The organism is Vibrio sp. 2033, from assembly GCF_033339735.1.
The window spans coordinates 22,247-44,331 of record NZ_JAWOVC010000021.1 but is presented as its reverse complement, the minus strand read 5'-3'; the positions used below and the strand labels follow the sequence as shown (position 1 = coordinate 44,331).

At 46.9% G+C, this 22,085-nt stretch carries 21 protein-coding genes; 13 read left to right on the top strand and 8 right to left on the bottom strand.

Annotated elements, in window-relative coordinates; translation table 11 throughout:
- Positions 1–150: 150 nt before the first annotated feature.
- The 10 genes from R7P74_RS20795 to glmU all read left to right on the top strand — a co-directional run bounded on the left by R7P74_RS20795 (position 151) and on the right by glmU (position 8,623).
- On the top strand, positions 151–540 hold the full coding sequence (locus R7P74_RS20795; RefSeq protein ID WP_005378921.1) for a F0F1 ATP synthase subunit I: 390 nt from the start codon (positions 151–153) through the stop codon (positions 538–540).
- Between the two features lie 8 nt (positions 541–548).
- Positions 549–1,361, top strand: coding sequence for a F0F1 ATP synthase subunit A (gene atpB, locus R7P74_RS20790; RefSeq protein WP_005378922.1), 813 nt, complete (start codon positions 549–551; stop codon positions 1,359–1,361).
- A gap of 57 nt (positions 1,362–1,418) precedes the next feature.
- Entirely contained in the window at positions 1,419–1,673 is a 255-nt protein-coding gene (atpE, locus tag R7P74_RS20785) for a F0F1 ATP synthase subunit C (protein ID WP_002540812.1), read from the top strand.
- 74 nt (positions 1,674–1,747) lie between these two features.
- Positions 1,748–2,218, top strand: coding sequence for a F0F1 ATP synthase subunit B (atpF, locus tag R7P74_RS20780; RefSeq protein WP_005378929.1), 471 nt, complete (start codon positions 1,748–1,750; stop codon positions 2,216–2,218).
- Positions 2,219–2,232: 14 nt separating this feature from the next.
- Entirely contained in the window at positions 2,233–2,766 is a 534-nt protein-coding gene (gene atpH / locus R7P74_RS20775) for a F0F1 ATP synthase subunit delta (RefSeq protein ID WP_017635596.1), read from the top strand.
- Between the two features lie 13 nt (positions 2,767–2,779).
- A complete protein-coding gene (gene atpA / locus R7P74_RS20770) occupies positions 2,780–4,321 on the top strand; it encodes a F0F1 ATP synthase subunit alpha (RefSeq protein WP_005378931.1) in 1,542 nt (513 codons plus the stop codon).
- Positions 4,322–4,365: 44 nt separating this feature from the next.
- On the top strand, positions 4,366–5,232 hold the full coding sequence (gene atpG, locus R7P74_RS20765; protein WP_005378932.1) for a F0F1 ATP synthase subunit gamma: 867 nt from the start codon (positions 4,366–4,368) through the stop codon (positions 5,230–5,232).
- A 35-nt stretch (positions 5,233–5,267) separates the two neighbouring features.
- Entirely contained in the window at positions 5,268–6,671 is a 1,404-nt protein-coding gene (gene atpD / locus R7P74_RS20760; protein ID WP_005383849.1) for a F0F1 ATP synthase subunit beta, read from the top strand.
- An 18-nt stretch (positions 6,672–6,689) separates the two neighbouring features.
- Positions 6,690–7,112: a F0F1 ATP synthase subunit epsilon gene (locus R7P74_RS20755; protein ID WP_005378937.1), complete on the top strand. Its 423-nt coding sequence runs from the start codon at positions 6,690–6,692 to the stop codon at positions 7,110–7,112.
- 149 nt (positions 7,113–7,261) lie between these two features.
- Positions 7,262–8,623: a bifunctional UDP-N-acetylglucosamine diphosphorylase/glucosamine-1-phosphate N-acetyltransferase GlmU gene (gene glmU / locus R7P74_RS20750; RefSeq protein ID WP_085570052.1), complete on the top strand. Its 1,362-nt coding sequence runs from the start codon at positions 7,262–7,264 to the stop codon at positions 8,621–8,623.
- Between the two features lie 80 nt (positions 8,624–8,703).
- On the opposite strand, the gene R7P74_RS20745 is transcribed toward glmU, so the two are convergent.
- Positions 8,704–9,444 (bottom strand): amino acid ABC transporter permease, encoded by a 741-nt coding sequence (locus tag R7P74_RS20745; RefSeq protein ID WP_005383852.1) that lies wholly within the window; start codon positions 9,442–9,444, stop codon positions 8,704–8,706.
- A gap of 115 nt (positions 9,445–9,559) precedes the next feature.
- On the opposite strand from R7P74_RS20745, the gene R7P74_RS20740 reads away from it, so the two are divergent.
- The gene (locus tag R7P74_RS20740; protein WP_005378944.1) at positions 9,560–10,336 is read left to right on the top strand and encodes a transporter substrate-binding domain-containing protein; all 777 of its coding nucleotides are present in this window, start codon (positions 9,560–9,562) and stop codon (positions 10,334–10,336) included.
- A 44-nt stretch (positions 10,337–10,380) separates the two neighbouring features.
- Here R7P74_RS20740 and punC read toward each other — a convergent pair whose 3' ends face one another.
- Positions 10,381–11,586: a purine nucleoside transporter PunC gene (gene punC, locus R7P74_RS20735; protein WP_085570050.1), complete on the bottom strand. Its 1,206-nt coding sequence runs from the start codon at positions 11,584–11,586 to the stop codon at positions 10,381–10,383.
- A 152-nt stretch (positions 11,587–11,738) separates the two neighbouring features.
- On the opposite strand from punC, the gene punR reads away from it, so the two are divergent.
- Complete coding sequence (gene punR, locus R7P74_RS20730; RefSeq protein WP_017821565.1) at positions 11,739–12,641, top strand: DNA-binding transcriptional activator PunR; 903 nt, start codon at positions 11,739–11,741, stop codon at positions 12,639–12,641.
- A 55-nt stretch (positions 12,642–12,696) separates the two neighbouring features.
- Here the strand turns inward: punR and ilvA are convergent, their stop codons facing one another.
- Genes ilvA through ilvG form a run of 5 tightly spaced genes read right to left on the bottom strand, consistent with a single transcriptional unit; the run spans position 12,697 to position 18,995 of the window.
- Complete coding sequence (gene ilvA / locus R7P74_RS20725; RefSeq protein ID WP_017635600.1) at positions 12,697–14,244, bottom strand: threonine ammonia-lyase, biosynthetic; 1,548 nt, start codon at positions 14,242–14,244, stop codon at positions 12,697–12,699.
- 2 nt (positions 14,245–14,246) lie between these two features.
- Positions 14,247–16,088, bottom strand: a complete 1,842-nt coding sequence (gene ilvD / locus R7P74_RS20720) for a dihydroxy-acid dehydratase (protein ID WP_005383859.1) — start codon at positions 16,086–16,088, stop codon at positions 14,247–14,249.
- 13 nt (positions 16,089–16,101) lie between these two features.
- Positions 16,102–17,040: a branched-chain-amino-acid transaminase gene (gene ilvE / locus R7P74_RS20715; RefSeq protein ID WP_005378953.1), complete on the bottom strand. Its 939-nt coding sequence runs from the start codon at positions 17,038–17,040 to the stop codon at positions 16,102–16,104.
- A gap of 12 nt (positions 17,041–17,052) precedes the next feature.
- A complete protein-coding gene (gene ilvM, locus R7P74_RS20710) occupies positions 17,053–17,337 on the bottom strand; it encodes an acetolactate synthase 2 small subunit (protein WP_005378958.1) in 285 nt (94 codons plus the stop codon).
- A gap of 11 nt (positions 17,338–17,348) precedes the next feature.
- Positions 17,349–18,995 (bottom strand): acetolactate synthase 2 catalytic subunit, encoded by a 1,647-nt coding sequence (gene ilvG, locus R7P74_RS20705; protein ID WP_005378960.1) that lies wholly within the window; start codon positions 18,993–18,995, stop codon positions 17,349–17,351.
- 465 nt (positions 18,996–19,460) lie between these two features.
- Here ilvG and R7P74_RS20700 point away from each other — a divergent pair, with 465 nt between their 5' ends.
- Positions 19,461–20,984, top strand: coding sequence for a YifB family Mg chelatase-like AAA ATPase (locus R7P74_RS20700; RefSeq protein WP_262591890.1), 1,524 nt, complete (start codon positions 19,461–19,463; stop codon positions 20,982–20,984).
- Between the two features lie 55 nt (positions 20,985–21,039).
- On the opposite strand, the gene R7P74_RS20695 is transcribed toward R7P74_RS20700, so the two are convergent.
- Positions 21,040–21,996, bottom strand: a complete 957-nt coding sequence (locus R7P74_RS20695; RefSeq protein ID WP_005383865.1) for a DUF2860 domain-containing protein — start codon at positions 21,994–21,996, stop codon at positions 21,040–21,042.
- Between the last annotated feature and the right edge of the window lie 89 nt (positions 21,997–22,085).

The window sequence follows — 22,085 nt, the reverse complement described above, 5'->3', positions numbered from 1 at the left end:
AATTTTGTGCGAAAGTTGTCGTTTTGTAAACAAAACTGTAAGTTTTTGATGCAATCGAATTGCTTTACGTTGAACTGAACGTATAATTTTCGCCAATTTCCCAGCACAGAGAGTTAAGTGCGAAGTGGATATTACTAGAGGTACGAATACATGGTAGCTGCGTTAGCTAGACCAGGACGAGAGCTCGCAAGGCAATTGTTAATGATCCAGTCTGGCGCGGTTATTTTTGTGGCAGCAGGAATGGCGGTAGCCATAAATCCTGACTGGGGATTTTCAGCGCTGATTGGCGGAGGCATTTTTGTTGTTGCCAATGCAGTATTCGCGCTGTGTGCTTTCATGTTTAGTGGAGCTCGCGCTGCCAAGCGCATCGCTGCTTCCTTCTATACGGGTGAAGTACTGAAAATTCTCATCACGGTTGCACTGTTCTATGTTGCCTACATGTATATGCAGGTGGAACTTGTTCCCCTCAAACTAACCTATTTGCTGGTACTAGGTATTAATATCTGTGCACCAGTGCTATTCATTAACAACAAAAAATAGGATGAGTTATGGCTGCGCCAGGTGAAGCGCTAACATCGTCCGGTTACATTGCCCACCACCTTTCTAACCTATCGCTATACAAGTTGGGTTTAGTAGGGTCGGAGACAAGTTTCTGGAACGTACATATCGATAGCCTGTTTTTTTCTTGGTTTACTGGTTTAATTTTCCTCGGAATTTTTTACAAAGTAGCAAAGAGAACAACAGCGGGTGTACCGGGTAAGCTTCAGTGTGCTGTAGAAATGATCGTTGAATTTGTCGCCGATAACGTCAAAGACACGTTCCATGGACGCAACCCACTGATCGCGCCTTTAGCACTGACTATCTTTTGTTGGGTATTTTTGATGAACGTGATGGACTTAGTTCCTATCGACTTCTTACCATACCCAGCAGAGCATTGGCTAGGTATTCCTTACCTTAAGGTTGTACCGTCTGCTGATGTGAATATCACCATGGCTATGGCTCTAGGCGTTTTTGCATTGATGATTTACTACAGCATCAAAGTAAAAGGTCTAGGTGGATTCGCAAAAGAACTTGCACTACATCCATTCAATCACCCACTGATGATTCCGTTTAACCTACTAATTGAAGTGGTATCGCTATTAGCGAAACCTCTATCACTTGGTATGCGTCTATTCGGTAACATGTTCGCGGGTGAGGTTGTATTCATTCTTTGTGCGGCAATGCTACCATGGTACTTACAATGGATGGGTTCACTACCGTGGGCAATCTTCCATATCTTGGTTATTACGATTCAAGCCTTCGTATTCATGATGTTGACAATTGTTTACCTGTCAATGGCACACGAAGATCCTGATCATTAATTTTTTTAAAGCTTTTTATTTGGGCACTAAGCCAACAACTATAAATTGGAGATAGTAATGGAAACTTTACTGAGCTTTTCTGCAATCGCCGTAGGTATTATCGTCGGTCTTGCTTCTCTTGGTACAGCGATTGGTTTCGCACTGCTAGGTGGTAAATTCCTAGAAGGTGCTGCACGTCAACCAGAAATGGCTCCTATGCTACAAGTTAAGATGTTCATCATCGCGGGTCTACTTGATGCGGTTCCAATGATCGGTATCGTAATCGCGCTACTATTCACTTTCGCAAACCCATTCGTTGGTCAACTAGGTTAATCACCTTTAACTCGGGACGGGCGATTATCGCTTGTCACTGATTAACACTAAGTCCAAATAGAGGGGTAGCTGTTGTGAACATAAACGCAACTCTGCTAGGTCAAGCAATCTCGTTCGCACTATTTGTGTGGTTCTGCATGAAGTATGTATGGCCACCATTGATGCAAGCGATCGAAGAGCGTCAGAAGAAAATTGCTGATGGTCTTCAAGCAGCAGAACGTGCTGCGAAAGACTTGGATCTAGCACAAGCCAACGCTTCTGATCAATTGAAAGAAGCGAAGCGCACAGCAACTGAGATCATCGAACAAGCGAACAAGCGTAAGTCTCAAATTCTTGATGAAGCTCGCGAGGAAGCTCAGGCAGAACGCCAGAAAATCCTAGCGCAAGCAGAAGCAGAACTTGAAGCTGAACGCAATCGTGCACGCGATGAGCTGCGCAAACAAGTTGCTACTCTGGCTGTAGCTGGTGCTGAGAAAATCCTTGAGCGTTCTATCGATAAAGATGCGCAAAAAGATATTCTCGACAACATTACTGCAAAACTTTAAGTCTGGGGGCGCATATGTCTGATTTGACTACTATCGCACGCCCCTATGCTAAAGCAGCCTTCGACTTTGCTTTAGAGAAAGACCAGTTGGACCAATGGGGCCAAATGTTATCTTTTGCTGCTGAAGTGGCCAAAAACGAACAAATGAACGAACTACTAACGGGTTCGGTTTCTGCTGACAAAATGGCAGAAATTTTTGTTGCAGTTTGCGGCGAACAAGTTGATGCGCACGGTCAAAACCTTTTGAAGGTAATGGCTGAGAATGGTCGTTTAGCGGCCCTTCCTGATGTTTGCACGGAGTTTTTTACTCTGAAAAAAGAACATGAGAAAGAAATTGATGTTGAAGTAATTTCAGCAACAGAGCTTTCTGATGAACAACTTGCAAACATTGGCAGCAAACTTGAAAAGCGTCTTGAACGCAAAGTGAAGCTGAATTGCAGTGTAGATGAGACCCTACTTGGTGGGGTTATTATTCGAGCCGGAGACCTAGTCATCGATGACTCAGCGCGTGGTCGTTTGAACCGCCTGAGCGATGCATTGCAGTCTTAATGGGGATTGGAGCATGCAACTTAATTCCACGGAAATTAGCGATCTGATCAAACAACGTATCGAATCTTTCGAAGTTGTTAGTGAAGCTCGCAACGAGGGTACTATCGTATCGGTAAGCGATGGTATCATCCGCATCCACGGCCTAGCGGACGTGATGCAAGGTGAAATGATTGAATTACCGGGTGGCCGTTATGCACTGGCACTTAACCTTGAGCGTGACTCGGTTGGTGCGGTTGTAATGGGCCCATATGCTGACCTTAAGGAAGGCATGAAAGTTACAGGTACTGGCCGCATTCTTGAAGTGCCAGTTGGTCCAGAACTACTAGGCCGCGTAGTAAACACGCTGGGTGAGCCTATCGATGGTAAAGGTCCAATCGAAGCGAAAATGACTTCGCCTGTAGAAGTGATCGCACCAGGTGTAATCGACCGTAAATCGGTAGACCAACCTGTGCAAACTGGTTATAAGTCAGTTGACTCAATGATCCCAATCGGTCGTGGTCAGCGTGAGCTTATCATCGGTGACCGTCAGATTGGTAAAACAGCACTGGCGATCGACGCGATCATCAACCAGAAAGACTCTGGTATTTTCTCTATCTACGTAGCAATCGGTCAGAAAGCATCGACTATCGCTAACGTTGTTCGCAAACTAGAAGAGCACGGCGCACTACAAAACACTATCGTTGTAGTTGCATCAGCTTCTGAATCTGCAGCGCTTCAATACCTAGCGCCTTACGCAGGTTGTGCGATGGGTGAATACTTCCGCGATCGCGGTGAAGACGCACTGATTGTTTACGATGATCTATCTAAGCAAGCGGTAGCTTACCGTCAGATCTCTCTACTACTTAAACGTCCACCAGGCCGTGAGGCATTCCCAGGTGACGTATTCTACTTACACTCGCGTCTACTAGAGCGTGCAGCTCGTGTAAACGAAGAGTACGTAGAGCGTTTCACTAACGGTGAAGTGAAAGGTAAGACTGGTTCTTTGACTGCTCTTCCTATCATCGAAACTCAAGCAGGTGACGTTTCAGCATTCGTACCGACTAACGTAATCTCGATTACTGATGGTCAGATCTTCCTACAAACTGAGCTATTCAACGCTGGTGTTCGTCCTGCTGTTGACCCAGGTATCTCAGTATCTCGTGTAGGTGGTTCAGCTCAGACGAAAATCATCAAGAAACTATCAGGTGGTATCCGTACAGCACTAGCTGCATACCGTGAACTAGCGGCATTTGCTCAGTTCTCTTCTGACCTTGATGACGCAACGAAGAAACAGCTAGACCATGGTCAAAAAGTTACAGAACTAATGAAGCAGAAGCAGTACGCTCCAATGTCTGTATTTGACCAAGCTCTAACTATCTTCGCGGCAGAGCGCGGTTACCTTGATGATGTAGAACTTAACAAAGTTCTAGATTTCGAGGCGGCTCTACTATCGTACGCTCGCGGTCAATACGCTGAACTAGCAGCTGAGATCGACAAGTCTGGCGCTTACAACGATGAAATCGAAGCTCAGTTGAAGAAACTGACTGACGACTTCAAAGCAACCCAAACTTGGTAATTAGGTCGGTGGCAGTTTCTGCCACCAACTAACGGAGAGTAACGATGGCCGGCGCAAAAGAGATACGTAATAAAATCGGTAGTGTTAAAAGCACTCAGAAAATTACGAAAGCGATGGAAATGGTAGCAGCTTCAAAAATGCGTCGTTCTCAAGATGCAATGGAAGCTTCTCGTCCATACGCTGAAACAATGCGTAAAGTGATCGGTCATGTGGCTAACGCAAACCTAGAGTACCGTCATCCGTACCTAGAAGAGCGTGAAGCTAAACGTGTTGGTTACATCATCGTTTCGACAGACCGTGGTCTGTGTGGTGGTTTGAACATTAACGTGTTCAAAAAAGCCGTTACAGACATGCAAGCATGGAGAGAGAAAGGTGCTGAGATTGAGCTAGCCGTTGTTGGCTCAAAAGCAACAGCTTTCTTTAAACATGGTGGCGCAAAAGTTGCGGCACAGGTTTCTGGTCTTGGAGATAATCCAAGCCTACAAGACCTAATCGGCTCTGTTGGCGTAATGCTGAAGAAATACGATGAAGGTGAACTGGACCGTCTATATGTAGTATTCAACAAGTTTGTTAATACTATGGTTCAGCAACCAACGATCGATCAATTGCTACCTTTGCCTAAATCGGACAGCGAAGAGATGCAGCGTGAGCATTCATGGGACTACATCTATGAGCCTGAACCAAAACCTCTACTGGATACGCTATTAGTGCGTTACGTAGAGTCTCAGGTATACCAAGGTGTGGTTGAGAACCTTGCTTGTGAGCAAGCGGCTCGAATGATTGCGATGAAGGCTGCAACGGATAACGCAACCAGTTTGATTGACGATTTGGAACTTGTGTACAACAAAGCCCGTCAGGCTGCGATTACACAAGAACTATCAGAAATCGTTGGTGGTGCAGCTGCGGTTTAAGCTTAGGTAAAACGAAATAGTTTAGAGGATTAACGATGGCTACAGGTAAGATCGTACAGATCATCGGTGCGGTAGTCGACGTAGAGTTCCCACAGAGCAATGTACCTAGTGTATATGACGCTCTAAACGTAACGGACTCAAAAGAGCGTCTAGTTCTTGAAGTTCAACAACAGCTAGGCGGTGGCGTAGTTCGTTGTATCGTAATGGGTAGCTCTGATGGTTTACGTCGTGGAGTAGAAGTGGTTAACACTGGCGCTCCAATTTCAGTACCAGTAGGTACTAAAACTCTAGGTCGTATCATGAACGTCCTAGGTGACGCGATTGACGAGCGTGGTGAAGTGGGTGCGGAAGAGGTTTACTCTATCCACCGTAGTGCACCAAGCTACGAAGAGCAATCAAACGAAATTGCACTTCTAGAAACGGGCGTTAAAGTAATCGACCTAATTTGTCCATTCGCTAAGGGTGGTAAAATCGGTCTATTCGGTGGTGCAGGTGTAGGTAAGACCGTTAACATGATGGAACTTATCAACAACATCGCACTACAGCACTCAGGTCTATCAGTATTTGCTGGTGTTGGTGAGCGTACTCGTGAAGGTAACGATTTCTACTACGAGATGCAGGAAGCGGGCGTTGTAAACGTTGAGAAGCCTGAAGAATCAAAAGTAGCGATGGTTTACGGTCAGATGAACGAGCCACCAGGTAACCGTCTACGTGTTGCACTGACTGGTCTAACAATGGCAGAGCGTTTCCGTGACGAAGGTCGTGACGTACTACTGTTCATTGATAACATCTACCGTTACACACTTGCAGGTACAGAGGTATCAGCACTACTAGGTCGTATGCCTTCTGCGGTAGGTTACCAGCCAACTCTTGCAGAAGAGATGGGTGTACTTCAGGAGCGTATCACGTCAACGAAATCAGGTTCTATCACGTCTGTACAGGCGGTATACGTACCAGCGGATGACTTGACTGACCCGTCTCCAGCAACAACGTTCGCGCACTTGGATGCAACGGTTGTACTTAACCGTAACATCGCTGCAATGGGTCTATACCCTGCGATCGACCCGCTAGATTCAACATCTCGTATGCTTGATCCACTAGTCGTTGGTCAAGATCACTACGAAGTTGCTCGTGGTGTTCAGCAGACTCTTCAGCGCTACAAAGAGCTGAAAGATATCATTGCTATCCTAGGTATGGACGAGCTATCTGAAGAAGATAAGCAAGTTGTATCTCGTGCACGTAAGATTGAGCGTTTCCTAACTCAGCCTTACCACGTAGCAGAAGTATTTACAGGTGACCCTGGTATTTACGTACCTCTAAAAGAGACTCTACGTGGCTTTAAAGGTCTACTAGCTGGTGAATACGACGACATTCCTGAGCAGGCATTTATGTACTGCGGTAGCATCGACGATGCTATTGAGAATGCGAAGAAGCTATAAGGCTAACTAGGAGGCGATATGGCAGCAATAACCTTTCACCTAGACGTAGTAAGCGCTGAGAAGAAAATCTTCTCTGGTCGTGTTGAAACGTTTCAGGTGACCGGTAGCGAAGGTGAACTTGGTATTTTCCATGGTCACACACCGCTGCTGACCGCTATCAAGCCTGGTATGGTGCGTATTGTGAAACAGCACGGCCACGAAGAAATTATTTATGTTTCTGGTGGTATGGTAGAGATTCAGCCTGGTACAGCGACTGTACTAGCTGATACAGCTATCCGTGGTGAAGAGCTAGACGCAGCGAAGGCAGAAGAAGCCAAACGCCGCGCTGAGGAGCAAATCCAGAATCAGCATGGTGACATGGACTTCGCACAAGCGGCCAGTGAACTGGCTAAAGCCATTGCTCAGCTACGAGTTATCGAGCTGACAAAAAAGCGTCGCTAAGCTCAATTAGCAACGTTGCATGAAAAAAGGCGGCCAATTGGTCGCCTTTTTGATTAATTTTAGTTGGAAATTTACCTTACTCCATTAACTATTTTAAAAGAGCTGTTTAAAATAACGGCCAATTAACATAAAACGTCAATAGGTTATCAATGAAATTCAGTGCTGTGATTCTTGCAGCGGGTAAAGGTACCCGTATGCATTCGAACATGCCTAAGGTGCTACACACTTTGGCAGGTAAGCCAATGGCAAAACATGTGATTGATACATGTACAGGTCTTGGCGCACAAAATATCCACTTGGTCTTTGGTCACGGTGGTGATCAAATGCAAACTACTCTTGCAGAAGAGCCTGTAAATTGGGTACTGCAAGCGGAGCAGTTAGGGACTGGTCATGCGGTTGATCAAGCATCTCCTCGCTTTGAAGACGATGAAAAAATCCTCGTGCTTTACGGTGATGTTCCACTGATTTCAGCTGAAACGATTGAAAACCTATTAGATGCACAGCCAACAGGCGGTATTGCACTACTAACAGTGATTCTAGATAACCCGACAGGCTACGGTCGTATTATCCGTAAGAATGGTCCTGTTGTGGCGATCGTTGAGCAAAAAGATGCAACAGAAGAACAAAAACAAATTAAAGAGATCAATACTGGCGTGATGGTTGCGACTGGTGGGGATCTTAAGCGTTGGTTGTCTGGCTTAAACAACAACAACGCACAAGGCGAATATTACCTAACTGACGTTATTGCAGCTGCACACGAAGAAGGTCGTGCCGTTGAGGCTGTACACCCAGTCAATGCCATTGAGGTGGAAGGGGTCAATGACCGCGCACAGCTTGCTCGTCTAGAGCGTGCTTTCCAGTCAATGCAAGCTCAGAAGCTACTAGAGCAAGGTGTCATGCTACGCGATCCAGCACGCTTTGATTTGCGTGGTGAGTTACAGTGCGGTATGGACTGTGAAATCGACGTGAATGTTATCGTCGAAGGTAAAGTTTCACTGGGTGATAACGTGGTTATCGGTGCGGGTTGTGTACTGAAAGATTGTGAAATCGACGACAACACCATCGTTCGCCCTTACAGTGTGATTGAAGGTGCAACGGTTGGTGAAGAATGTACGGTTGGTCCATTTACTCGCCTTCGTCCTGGTGCTGAAATGCGTAACGATTCCCATGTGGGTAACTTCGTTGAAGTGAAAAATGCGCGCATCGGAGAAGGTTCAAAAGCGAACCACCTAACTTACTTAGGTGATGCAGAGATCGGTCAACGTACTAACATCGGCGCAGGTACGATCACTTGTAACTACGATGGTGCGAACAAGTTTAAAACCATCATCGGTAATGATGTATTTGTTGGTTCTGATAGCCAGCTGGTGGCGCCTGTCACTATCGCTGATGGCGCAACCATCGGTGCAGGCACGACACTAACAAAAGATGTTGAAGAAGGTGAGTTAGTAATTACTCGCGTCAAAGAGCGCAAAATTACTGGCTGGCAGCGTCCCGTAAAACAGAAATAAGCATTACCTGCACTCTGTCGCTATATTGTCAAAGCCGCTCAACAAGAGCGGCTTTGTTGTTTCTAGCTAAGGCTTCATCGCTAGTAGCTAGGAATGGCAATACGTTTTTCGAGCCAACGAACGGCTTGAGATACAAATAGGATGAGCAACAAGTACTCCAAAACGAGGAAGGTGTAAATCTCTAAGGGTAAGTACTCATTCACCACCAGCTCATTAGCACGGCGAGTGAGATCGCTTAAACCAATCACGCTGACTAAAGAACTCATCTTGAGAATGTAGACAAATTGATTGCCCAGTGGAGGGAGGATTTGTCGAAATGCTTGGGGAAGAATTACCAAGCGCATCTTTTGCCAATAGCTTAAGCCCAAAGATTCAGCCGCTTCATGTTGGCCACGGCTGATAGCTTGTATCCCACCGCGAAACACTTCCGCCATAAACGCACTCTCAGCGATAGTCAGTGCAATAACACCCGCCCAAAAGTGATTGAGTGAGACATCCAATAGTGTAGGCATGCCGTAATACACCCAAAGTAGTAAGACTAAAACTGGCACTGAACGGATCACCTCGACATAAATACGGTTTATCCACTTCAGAGAGGCTGAGTCCGACAGAGCGGGTAACGCAACGATCAGACCCAAGCTCATCGCAAATAACATACTGAGGAGTGATACCTGAATGGTGTCGTTAAACCCAGCGATTAAAAACTTTAGATTGGTGAGCCCTTGATCCGTCGAAGGGTCAAGTACATACCAGCCCCATTGATAATCTGAACAACCAGTGAGTAATAGCAGTGAAAACAGCCATAGAGTTCGAAACGTCACATTTACTCCCTGAATTAACTAAAAAACTTCCTTTGTTGCTGCTATGTTATCAGTAGAGCTCTAATAAAGGTTAATTATTAAACCGTATAAGGTCATTATTTTTAAGGGAATAAAAATGAGAAAGATTTTACTAGTGCTAGGAATGTGTTTGCTTGCTGCGACTCAAGTCGCTCACGCTGAAAGCCGTCTTCAATCCATTTTAGACAATGGCGTACTCCGAGTTGGAACGACGGGAGATTGGAATCCGATGACGATGAAAGACCCTGCGACAAACAGTTATCGTGGCTTCGATATTGATGTAACAACAGAGCTTGCTAAAGATCTTGGTGTAAAAGTGGAGTATGTGCCCACGGATTGGAAGACGCTAGTTAATGGAATTACCGCCAACAAATACGATATTACTGGCAGCGCATCTCTGAACATGTCGCGCGCGAAAGTAGCTGGATACAGCCAGCCGTATTTCTACCTTGCCTTTGTACCTGTGGTGCAAAAGAAAGATCTCGCCAAATTCTCTGATTGGGCGGATTTTAATAAACCAGAAGTAAAAGTCGCGGCGACGTTAGGTACGGTACAAGAAAAAATGGTGAAAGAATTCTTCCCGTCTGCTCAACATATTGTTATTGAAGCGCCAGCGCGCGACTTCCAAGAACTACTAGCTCGCAGGGCCGATGTATCGGTGACGTCCAATGTGGAAGCAGCGACGTTGGTGGATAAGTTTAAACAGTTGGCGATAGTGCCAGTGACCGCACCGCGTAAACCAACCCCAATTGCTATGTTGTTGCCGCAAGACGATCAAGTATGGATTAATTATATCAATCACTGGGTAGAGTTGAAAAAGACTCAAGGCTTTTTTAAGCAGACTGCCAAGAAGTGGGGGTTGAAAAGCTTATAAACAGAAAGAGCCGCATTGCGCGGCTCTTTTTATTATCTGAACGATTAAAGTTCGTCTTCACTCACGACTCGGGCGTTGTCAGGAGTCGTAAAGTGCTTGGATAATTCGCGATTCGACAGAATGTATCCCATCCACAGCCCACCCATACAGATGATGATTGCGATGCCAGTAACCATCTGAGCTTGGCTTGCCATTGCGGCTACCAATGCACTTGAGAAGCTACTTACACAGATTTGCAGGCTGTTTTGCAGACCTGCTGCTGTTGCAGGACTCTGTTGTGCGCTGGCCAGTGCACGGTTTACCACGATTGGGTACAGCGCGCCGTTAGCAACGGCAATCAAACAGAATGGCGCAAGAATAGGCCAAATCGATGACAGCTCCCACTGTGAAGCAATGAAAATCATTAATGCCGCGACACTAAATAGGCCAATCAGTTGGCGCAGAACCTTTTCATCACCAAATTTTCGAACGCCTACTTTACCTAAGTAGCCACCAGCCATAAACGCGATGGTTTGTGGGATAAAGCTCAAACCAATATCTTTTGCTTCGTAGCCCAGTTGCGCCATGATTTCTGGCATCCCAGTTAGGTAAGCAAAGAATGCAGCTGAAGCCGTCGCAAACATAAACACGTTGCCAAGGTATTTTTTAGAACTCAGCAGCGCTTTGATGTCGGCAGACATACTGGTTTGTTTGATTTCTGATTTCTCGTCTTTTTGTGCCATGGTCGCAAAGACCAAAAAGACACCAACCAGTGTTAGCGTAATAAAGATACTGTGCCAGCCGAAGTTATCTGCCAACACAACTCCTAATTGAGGTGCTAGTGCTGGTGATAGCGCGACGAGTGGCATGATTGTCGCAAAAATTTGTTGGCTACTGCTTGAATAGCGCTTAATGACCATAGCCTGCCAGATCACGGCTGGTGCACACACACCGATAGCTTGGATAAAGCGCAGTGTGAGTAGTTGCCATACTTGATCACAGAAAGCCAAACCGAATGACGCGATAGTAAATAGCACCAACCCGGCTGCGAGTGTATTACGATGGCCAAATTTATCGGATGCCAATCCCCACATTAGTTGACCAATCGCCATACCAACGAGGAATACCGTTAAAGAGAGCGCAATTTGCTCAGGGCCTGTTGCAAAGTCGATTTCCATCGCTTTGAATGCTGGCAGATACATATCGGTAGCAACGAAGCCAAGCATCGATAATGCTGCCAGATAAATGAGCTGTAGTTTTGAGATTTTCATGATTCAACCAGTCAAATTATTTAATCATTTTTTAATCAACATCAGTTGGCGCCAACCCTGATTTATTTACCTTATTATTCTATTTTTCGATTTTGAGAAAATAAAACGCTAAAATTGTTGGTTATCAATCAAATTTTTTGAAAGGTTAAATCATGTTCTCTAAAGCGTCTTTGGAAATGCTGGATACGGTTGCCCGTTTAGGCAGTTTCACCGCTGCGGCTGAGGTATTGCATAAAGTCCCCTCAGCCATCAGCTATGGAGTAAGGCAGGTCGAGCAAGATTTAGATGTGGTGCTGTTTCGACGTTTACCAAGGAAAGTCGAGCTAACTCCAGCGGGTGAACTTTTTATGGCTGAGGCGCGCTCTTTGCTGCGTCAAATGGAAGAGGTGAAAGCACAAACGCGGCGAGCGGCTCAAGGATGGAAAAGCACGTTAAAGCTGACCTTAGATAACGTGGTGAAGTTAGAAAAACTCAAACCTTTGGTGGAAGATTTCTATCGCGAGTTTGAATTTGCTGAATTGCAGATCAATATGGAGGTCTTCAATGGTTCTTGGGAAGCCATAGCACAAGGTCGAGCCGACATTGTCGTTGGCGCGACATCTGCGGTTCCCGTTGGGGGAGATTTTGAAGTCAAAGATATGGGCGTATTAGATTGGGCATTTGTAATGTCACCCGCTCATCCTTGCGTTCGACAACAAGTGCTTACTGAAGAGTTTGTGAGTCAATTTCCGGCGATCTGTCTTGATGATACTTCGAACGTGCTGCCAAAACGCCATACTGGCCATTATCCGCAACAGCGCCGATTATTATTGCCCAATTGGTATAGTGCGATTGAATGTTTAAAAAATGGGGTGGGCGTGGGTTACATGCCACGTCATATTGCAACACCCTTAATCAATGATGGTGTGCTGGTGGAGAAGGTCATGCCGGATGATAAACCGCTCAGTCACTGCTGCTTAGTATGGCGCAAAGATGATAATCATAAATTGATCCAGTGGATGGTGGACTATCTTGGGTCGCCTAATCAGCTACATAAAGATTGGTTACAGTCATAAAAAACACCTCGCTAATGCGAGGTGTTGTCTTTGATATGTTTAAAATGTGGCGGTTTTATGACAAGAAAAACTTATACGATGGGTTGTCTGTCTCGTCTTTGCATTGATAGCCAAGTTCACGTAAATGTGCAGAAAACTGAGCTAAATCGCTTTCATCTAACTCGAAACCACATAAAACGCGTCCGTAGTCAGCGCCGTGGTTACGGTAGTTGAACAAGCTGATATTCCAATGAGTACCGAGTGTGCTTAAGAACTTGAGTAGCGCTCCCGGATATTCTGGGAATTCAAAGCTGTATAGGCGCTCTTTAAGCGGCTTAGACGGCTTACCACCAATCATGTAGCGCACGTGCAGCTTCGCCATTTCATCATCAGACAAATCAACCACTGGGTAGCCACCATCACGTAAGTCGTGAATGATATGTTCTAGCTCTTCCTGACCGCCTTGCAAACGCACACCGACAAAGATATTTGCCAATGCGTCATCGTTGTAGCGGTAGTTAAACTCCGTTACGGCGCGGCCGCCAATGAGGTTACAGAACTCAAAGAAGGCACCTTGACGCTCAGGAATGGTGACGGCAAGCAAACCTTCACGTTTCTCACCAAGCTCGCAACGCTCAGAAACATAACGTAAGCCATGGAAGTTAGTGTTGGCACCAGACAGCACAGTACCTAAATTCTTACCTTGCAGTTTGTTTTGCTCAGCAAACTTCTTCAAACCCGCCAGAGCAAGCGCGCCAGAAGGCTCTGCAATCGCACGGGTGTCTTCAAAGATGTCTTTTACTGCTGCGCAGATTTCATCGCTAGAGACGGCAATATGGCCATCAATGTACTTTTGGCATAGACGGAAAGTCTCTTCGCCAATGCGTTTTACAGCGACGCCATCGGCAAACATGCTGACTTGGTCTAGTACTACTGGCTCACCAGCATCCAAAGCAGCTTTGAGGCATGACGAATCTTCTGGCTCAACTGCAATCACTTTGATTTCTGGCATGAGCTGCTTCACAAGTACCGCAACACCCGCAGCCAAACCGCCACCACCGACAGGGACGAAAATGTAATCAAGGTGACCATTTTGCTGCAGCATTTCCATGCCTATGGTGCCTTGACCTGCAATCACCAGTGGGTGATCGAAAGGAGGGACAAATGTGTACCCATGCAGATCAGAAAGGCGTTCCGCTTCCGCTTTTGCCTCATCGAAGTTGCTGCCGTGCAGCACTACATTGCCACCGAAGCCACGTACCGCATCGACTTTGATGTCTGGTGTGGTTTTAGGCATCACGATGGTGGTTTTGATGCCTAGCTTAGTACCAGAGAGCGCCATGCCTTGAGCGTGGTTACCTGCCGATGCTGCAATGACACCAGCGGCTTTTTGTGCTTCAGATAAACTCGCCACCATGTTGTATGCACCGCGCAATTTGAACGAGTGTACGGGTTGGCGATCTTCACGCTTGATCTGCACGTTATTCCCGATACGTGCAGATAAACGAGGCATTTCTTGCAGTGGCGTCACTGTTGCTACTTCATAAACAGGTGCGCGAAGGATTTGGCGCAGATAATCTGCGCCAGTTTGGTTCACTTGTTTTTCGGGTTGAGCTTCCATCATTGCTAGCCCTCTAGCTTCGACTTGTCTCGTACTGCACCCTTGTCAGCACTGGTTGCCATACTCGCGTACGCTTTGAGTGCAAATGAAACTTCACGTTGGCGGTCAACTGGTTTCCAGCCTAGTTCGTCTTGTTTTGCACGGCGCTCAGCAAGTTCTTGTTCAGACACTTGGAGTGAAATTGAACGGTTTGGAATATCAATTGCAATCATATCGCCTTCTTTTACCAGGCCAATTGCACCGCCGTTTGCTGCTTCAGGAGAGGCGTGGCCGATAGAAAGACCTGATGTGCCGCCAGAGAAACGGCCGTCAGTCAGAAGTGCACACTCTTTGCCAAGGCCCATCGATTTTAGATAAGTGGTTGGGTAAAGCATTTCTTGCATGCCCGGACCACCTTTAGGGCCTTCGTAACGGATAACAACCACGTCGCCAGCTTTTACTTTGCCGCCTAAGATGCCTTCTACGGCGTCTTCTTGGCTTTCGAAAACTACGGCTGGGCCAGTGAATTTATGAATGCTCTCATCCACACCAGCAGTCTTAACGATACAACCATCTAATGCGATGTTGCCTGATAGAACGGCTAGGCCACCTTCTTGGCTAAAGGCATGATCGATAGTACGAATACAGCCTTCCGCACGGTCGTCATCAAGGCGATCCCAGCGGCAATCTTGTGAGAACGCTTGAGTAGTACGAATTCCCGCAGGACCTGCGCGGTAGAACTTAAGTACTTCTTCGTCTTCAGTTTGGATGATGTCGTATTTCGCCAGCTGCTCTTTCATCGAAAGGCCAAGCACGGTGCGCGCATCATTGTGTAGAAGACCTGCACGATCTAACTCACCAAGAATTGCCATGACGCCACCAGCGCGGTGTACATCTTCCATGTGATATTTCTGGGTAGATGGTGCCACTTTACATAGGTGTGGTACTTGGCGTGATAGGCGATCGATATCTTCCATATCGAAATCCACTTCACCTTCTTGCGCTGCAGCCAACAGGTGCAAAATGGTGTTGGTTGAGCCACCCATTGCAATATCCAGTGCCATCGCATTTTCGAACGCATCAAACGTAGCGATGTTGCGTGGCAGTGCTGATTCGTCATCTTGCTCGTAGTAACGACGAGTCAGTTCAACGATGCGACGACCTGCATTAAGGAACAGTTGTTCACGGTCAGCGTGCGTTGCCAGCATAGAACCGTTACCTGGTTGAGAAAGACCCAGTGCTTCCGTTAGACAGTTCATTGAGTTTGCAGTGAACATGCCTGAACACGATCCACACGTTGGACATGCGCTGCGTTCGATCTGCTCGCTTTGCTCATCAGACACTTTTGGATCCGCGCCTTGGATCATCGCATCTACAAGGTCTAGTTTGATGATCTGATCAGAAAGCTTGGTTTTACCCGCTTCCATTGGACCACCAGAAACAAAGATAACCGGGATGTTGAGACGCATAGATGCCATCAACATTCCCGGAGTGATTTTGTCACAGTTAGAGATACATACCATGGCATCGGCACAGTGCGCGTTGACCATGTACTCCACAGAGTCTGCGATCAGTTCGCGTGAAGGCAGTGAGTACAGCATGCCGCCGTGACCCATTGCGATACCATCATCAACCGCGATGGTGTTGAATTCTTTCGCAATACCGCCAGCTTTTTCGATTTCGCGTGCTACAAGCTGACCCATGTCTTTCAGGTGTACGTGACCCGGAACAAATTGAGTAAACGAGTTTACAACGGCGATGATTGGTTTACCGAAGTCTTCTTCTTTCACACCCGTTGCACGCCACAGTGCTCGTGCACCCGCCATGTTACGACCATGTGTGGTGGTAGCTGATCTATATTTTGGCATTTCCTAATCCTTCTTACTTCTGTTCTGGGTACACATAGTCTAACCAGCCCCACTTATCTTCCGTGGTGCCGTCAAATAGGCCAAAGTAGGCTGCTTGTAGTTCTTTAGTGATAGGGCCGCGCTTACCAGTGCCCACTTCAATCTTGTCGATGGTTGCCACTGGTACAATCTCAGCCGCAGTACCTGTCATGAAGACTTCATCGGCAAGGTAAAGGGCTTCACGAGCAATGTTCGCTTCACGTACTTCGTAGCCTTTATCGCGTGCAATTGTCATGATCGAGTCGCGAGTGATGCCCGGTAGAATCGCGCTAGTTGCTGGTGGTGTGGTGATTACGCCATCTTTGATAACGAAGATGTTTTCACCAGCCCCTTCCGATAGGTAACCATCTACGCTTAGCGCAATACCTTCGTCGTAACCGTGACGACGCGCTTCACCACCAACCAGTAGTGAAGATAGGTAGTTACCGCCTGCTTTAGCCGCAGTTGGGATGGTGTTTGGCGCAGCGCGATTCCAGCTTGAAATCATCGCATCGACACCTTTTTCTAGCGCTTCTTCGCCTAAGTAAGAGCCCCAAGGAAATGCTGCAATGATTAGATCCATCTCAGTGCCAACTGGTGGACATACGCCTAAGCCAACATTACCGACAAAACCCAATGGACGAATGTAAGCGCTGTCGAGTTTGTTTTGGCGCAGTGTTTCGCGGGTCGCTTCCATGATTTCTTCTACAGAGAAAGGGATCGGAAAGCGGTAAATCTTGGCAGAATCTTTTAGACGTTGTGCATGCTCACGGTGACGGAAGACAATTGGGCCTTTTGGTGTGTTGTAACAGCGCACGCCTTCAAACACGGATGTACCATAGTGCATTGCGTGAGTCAGAACGTGAACGTTCGCCTCTGCCCATGGAACCATCTCACCATTAAACCAAATGAAATCTGCAGTTTTCGTTGCCATTTGTTGCCTTCCTTATGCACTTACGTGTTGTTGTAAGTTGTGATTTGGCAGTTCATCGTTGCGGATTTTTAGCACCTCAACCTTACGAACGTCCCACAACTTCTCTATTTGATTGATCAAAAACGAGATTGGTCGATCGCTGTCGACGATGATCTCGACGCTGGCTACTTTGCTTTCGTGGTTTTGCGTAGCAGCGACTTGTTTGATCACGAAGCCTCGGTGACGAATCACACGTAGAACGCGCTCCAACAGTACCGGTTTGTCATCGGCTTTGATGTCGAGTAAATATCTGTCCATGCGATTGTCTCCTATGTATTTTCCAACATATCACTGTTTGATGCGCCAGGTGGCACCAATGGCCACACGTTTTCTTCTTCATCAATCAAAACGTGAAGCATGTAAGAAGTTTCACTCGCTAGCATCTCTTTGAGAGCAGGTTCGACTTCTTCTTTCTTGGTGATGGTTTTGCCCGGGATATCGAACGCTTTTGCTAACATCACGAAATCTGGGTTGTCATCAAGAATGGTTTCACTGTGGCGACCGTCAAAGAACAATGACTGCCATTGGCGAACCATGCCAAGACGTTGGTTATTAAGAAGGACAATCTTCACTGGAATCTGACGACGCTTCAGCGTGCCCAATTCCTGAACGTTCATCATAAATGAACCGTCACCTGTAATAAGGATAGACTGATCATCAGGACGTGCGACTGCAGCGCCCATCGCTGCTGGCAAGCCAAAGCCCATGGTGCCAAGGCCAGCAGAAGTGATGAAATTTTGTGGTTCGCGTGGCTGGATATGTTGCGCTGCCCACATCTGGTGCTGACCGACGTCGGTCGAGACAATTGAGCTATCTGGCATCATGTCAGACAGCTGTTTAAGCAATAGCGGTGCGTAGATTAACTCGCCCGGGTGGTCGTAACGCCACTTAAAGCCGCTGCGCAGACTTTCACTGTGATGAACCCACGGTGAGATATCTTGAGTCAGTTCTAGCTGAGGGAGAATGGTGTTGATGTCGCCACGTAATGGTGCGTTGGCGTGGCGCAGTTTATGAATCTCCGCAGCATCAATGTCGATGTGAATCACTTTCGCATTTGGTGCAAACGTATCGAGCTTACCCGTCACACGGTCATCAAAACGCGCGCCAACCACAATCAATAGATCGGCTTCTTGAACCACTAGGTTAGCGGCTTTGGTGCCATGCATACCCAACATACCAAGATAGTGGGGATCATGGCGTTCAATGGTACCGAGGCCTTTTAATGTGCTAACTGCAGGCATTGGGTTTAAGCGAAGAAATTCGCGTACTGCATCGGTTGCTTTCGCAAGTTGCACGCCACCACCAACATACAACACTGGGCGAGTAGATGCTGCCAGCACATCTTGCGCACGTTTGATATCTTCAGCGCTGACATCTTCGATTGCTGGTGCTATGTATGGAGGAAGAAGGTCTGTGGGTGCTTGAGCGAGTTGAACGTCTTTGGCGATATCGACAATGACTGGACCCGGACGACCGGTTTTTGCGACCTCAAAGGCTTCGGCAAGTGTCGGAGCTAGATCTTCAATTTCGGTCACGAGATAGCTGTGCTTAGTACAGGCTAGGGACATTCCGATCACATCCATTTCTTGGAATGCATCGGTACCGATATGAGAGCTAGCAACCTGGCCTGTGATGGCAACTAGAGGTACGGAGTCAAGGAAAGCGTCGGCAAGGCCGGTAACAAGGTTAGTGGCTCCTGGGCCAGAAGTTGCCATGCACACAGCAACGTCTTGAGTGGAACGAGCCATCCCGATAGCTGCCATAGCGGCCCCTTGCTCGTGACGGCATAGGATGTGTTCCACCCCACCGTCATACAAAGCATCATAGATTGGCATGATGGCCCCGCCGGGGTAGCCAAAAACGGTTTCGATGCCTTGCTGTCTTAAAGCGGCTACGACAAGTTGTGCACCAGTCATCGTAAACCTCCTTTGCTACGTTGTGGCTCGTAGCGATTGCCATATTTATTGCACTTCATGTGCACTCCCATTCTTCCCGTTAAACTGTCCGAGGGTTAGACAGATGACAACTTGTAGTTGTAAAAAAACCCCCGGACTTTTCAGTGCGGGGGTTTTTTGTAATTTGTGGTTACCTTTCGCCCACAATACCCCGCGCGGTGCCAATAATGACCACGATAATCAGGGCTAGCAGTGCGTTGATATGAGCGAAAAGATTCATCTGTCTGTCGTTCTTTTTTCGTTAAAAAATGTTGTGTAATGTTCTACGAAATTGTTTGCGTCATTAGTGGTATCACACAATTCCGCTGCATGACAAGCAAAAAGTCATTCTTTTTTCACATTAACTCTCAATTGGGACGCGGTATATAACATAACCAACTAGATAAAACATTTGTTTACAGAGTGTTCAAAAAAATTGAGGAACGTATGGGGCTGGCAATCATTCATAGTCGAGCAAGCGTCGGGGTGCAAGCGCCATCGGTTAGTGTAGAAGTTCATATCAGCAACGGCATGCCAGGGTTTACCTTAGTAGGCTTGCCAGAGACAACGGTAAAAGAGTCCAAAGATCGCGTACGCAGTGCGATCATTAATTCTAACTTTCAATTTCCTGCTAAGCGGATCACCGTGAACTTGGCTCCGGCAGATCTACCCAAGGAGGGAGGACGTTTTGATCTTCCTATAGCATTGGGAATTTTGGCCGCTTCGGAGCAAATCGCGACAGATAAGCTCAAAAACTACGAATTTGTTGGTGAGTTAGCACTATCTGGTGGTCTGAGACCTGTAAAAGGTGTGCTGCCTGCTGCGCTGGAAGCTATTAAGATTCAACGTCATTTGGTCGTCCCACATGTGAATGGCGATCAGGCGGCGCTGGTGGGGAAGGAACAACATAAATCGGCCCAATCATTACTGGAAGTATGTGCCGAGCTTTGTGGTCAACATCGACTGAATCTTTTTCAAACGCCTAAGCGAAAAACGATCGAAAAACATGGTCGAGACTTACAAGATATTATTGGCCAACAACAAGGTAAGCGAGCACTGGAGATTGCTGCCGCTGGAAACCACAACTTACTTTTCCTTGGCCCGCCAGGTACTGGAAAAACGATGTTGGCTTCGCGTTTGTGTGACTTATTACCGGAAATGAGTGACGAAGAAGCAATGGAAACCGCTTCGGTGGCATCGTTGACTCAGAGTGAAATTAATGAGCATAACTGGAAGTCGCGTCCGTTTCGTTCTCCGCATCATTCAAGTTCAATGGCGGCATTAGTCGGCGGTGGTTCGGTACCCAGACCAGGGGAGATCTCTTTAGCCCACAACGGGTTATTGTTTCTCGATGAAATGCCCGAATTTGATCGTAAAGTTCTGGACTCGTTACGCGAACCGCTCGAATCTGGCGAGATCATTATCTCTCGAGCGCAAGGTAAAACACGCTTTCCGGCTCGCTTCCAATTAGTTGGAGCATTGAACCCAAGCCCGACAGGATATTACGAAGGCAATCAAGCGCGCACCAATCCACAAGCTATTTTGCGCTACCTTGGTCGATTATCTGGACCACTGTTAGATCGCTTTGATATGTCTTTAGAAATCCCAGCTTTGCCCAAAGGGACATTAGCAGAAGGAGGTGATCGCGGTGAGCCGACTGCTATCGTAAAAGCGCGTGTGAGCCATGCGCGTAACAATATGCTAAACCGCAGTGGTAAGGTCAATGCACTGCTAGGTAGTCGAGAAATTGAGGCGTTTTGTCCCTTGCATAAGAGTGATGCTGAGTTTCTTGAAACCGCTTTGCATCGTTTAGGGCTCTCGATTCGTGCGTATCATCGTATTATCAAAGTGGCGCGAACAATCGCCGATCTGGATGGGGCGGAGCAAATTGAACGAACGCACTTGGCTGAGGCACTTGGGTATCGAGCGATGGACCGTTTACTGAAACAGCTTACGGCGCAAGCGGTATAGACAGCAAAGTGTCATCGCAACAAGTGTTGTAAGCACCTTGTTGCGATGAAGGACGTTAGAAGGTGTAGTTGAGACCAAGCGACAATAGGTACTCTTTCTCCTCATAAAACGTTATATTCGAGTCAGTTTGGCTATAGCCGGCTAAAGAAATGAACGACCAGTCTTGCCAGTCAAATACGTTTTGATATTCGTAGGCCGCAAATAGGCTGATGGTGTCGTCATTTCGTGTTTTAGCAAAAGTTTGGCTAGCGGCTTGATAGTCTTTCCATGCGTAACCCGCGGTGAGAGCCAATCGATGGCGGTTGATAAATTTAAACCAGCTAATGTCAAATCCGTACGAATCAAATGACTCCGCCTTACCGTCGGCATCTTGATTGATGTAGGTGAAAGCGGGTTGCAACATAGACGTTTGGTTGAGTGGAATGCGATAGTCGCCTTTGACATAGTAAAGGTTAGCATCGCGAGCAAGTGAGCGGTCTGTCACTTCCTCCTGCTCGATGTCTTTATCAGCATAAGCAAGATCAAGGTTGAAGTTCTTATCAATTAACCCTTTGATCTGAAAGCGATACGCATTGCCGTCAACATCCGTCTCTTTACGTGCGGTTCCTACTTGATAAGGGTTGCGCCAAGTTTCGCCTTTGAGTACCGTCGGCAGATAGGAAACATCGATCACGGTGCCAGATTGTAGCTCGTGTTGATAGCCCAACTGAAAAGCGAGTGTACCTACCGCGACATCTGAGCGTGTGGTACCGGCGTAAACTTGGTGGTTGAGTCGGCTACCAAAGGTGTATGTCACACTCCCTAGCGGTGCAGCGATAACGGAACTGTCACTATCGGCACGCTTATCGAGAGAATCGATGGTGTTACTATTTTCTGTATTGAAATTGGATTCTGATGATATGAATCCGGCATTCAGCGAAATTTCACCGCCAAAACCTGCGGTTTCAGCGAGTTGAGCCTGAGCAGAACTGACGACAAAGGCCAAAGGCAAGAGAAGTAGCCTTGGTTTCATTCGTTATCTCCTTGTTGTCGAATGAGTGGTGCACATATTGGTTGCGGTAACAAATCTGACCATTCCCACGCATGTTCCAATGTGGCAAA

Coding starts and splice junctions, on each gene's coding strand:
- R7P74_RS20795 (WP_005378921.1), top strand. CDS start 151: ATGGTAGCTGCGTTAGCTAGACCAGGACGAGAGCTCGCAAGGCAATTG.
- atpB (WP_005378922.1), top strand. CDS start 549: ATGGCTGCGCCAGGTGAAGCGCTAACATCGTCCGGTTACATTGCCCAC.
- atpE (WP_002540812.1), top strand. CDS start 1,419: ATGGAAACTTTACTGAGCTTTTCTGCAATCGCCGTAGGTATTATCGTC.
- atpH (WP_017635596.1), top strand. CDS start 2,233: ATGTCTGATTTGACTACTATCGCACGCCCCTATGCTAAAGCAGCCTTC.
- atpA (WP_005378931.1), top strand. CDS start 2,780: ATGCAACTTAATTCCACGGAAATTAGCGATCTGATCAAACAACGTATC.
- atpG (WP_005378932.1), top strand. CDS start 4,366: ATGGCCGGCGCAAAAGAGATACGTAATAAAATCGGTAGTGTTAAAAGC.
- atpD (WP_005383849.1), top strand. CDS start 5,268: ATGGCTACAGGTAAGATCGTACAGATCATCGGTGCGGTAGTCGACGTA.
- R7P74_RS20755 (WP_005378937.1), top strand. CDS start 6,690: ATGGCAGCAATAACCTTTCACCTAGACGTAGTAAGCGCTGAGAAGAAA.
- glmU (WP_085570052.1), top strand. CDS start 7,262: ATGAAATTCAGTGCTGTGATTCTTGCAGCGGGTAAAGGTACCCGTATG.
- R7P74_RS20740 (WP_005378944.1), top strand. CDS start 9,560: ATGAGAAAGATTTTACTAGTGCTAGGAATGTGTTTGCTTGCTGCGACT.
- punC (WP_085570050.1), bottom strand. CDS start 11,586: ATGAAAATCTCAAAACTACAGCTCATTTATCTGGCAGCATTATCGATG.
- punR (WP_017821565.1), top strand. CDS start 11,739: ATGTTCTCTAAAGCGTCTTTGGAAATGCTGGATACGGTTGCCCGTTTA.
- ilvA (WP_017635600.1), bottom strand. CDS start 14,244: ATGATGGAAGCTCAACCCGAAAAACAAGTGAACCAAACTGGCGCAGAT.
- ilvD (WP_005383859.1), bottom strand. CDS start 16,088: ATGCCAAAATATAGATCAGCTACCACCACACATGGTCGTAACATGGCG.
- ilvE (WP_005378953.1), bottom strand. CDS start 17,040: ATGGCAACGAAAACTGCAGATTTCATTTGGTTTAATGGTGAGATGGTT.
- ilvM (WP_005378958.1), bottom strand. CDS start 17,337: ATGGACAGATATTTACTCGACATCAAAGCCGATGACAAACCGGTACTG.
- ilvG (WP_005378960.1), bottom strand. CDS start 18,995: ATGACTGGTGCACAACTTGTCGTAGCCGCTTTAAGACAGCAAGGCATC.
- R7P74_RS20700 (WP_262591890.1), top strand. CDS start 19,461: ATGGGGCTGGCAATCATTCATAGTCGAGCAAGCGTCGGGGTGCAAGCG.
- R7P74_RS20695 (WP_005383865.1), bottom strand. CDS start 21,996: ATGAAACCAAGGCTACTTCTCTTGCCTTTGGCCTTTGTCGTCAGTTCT.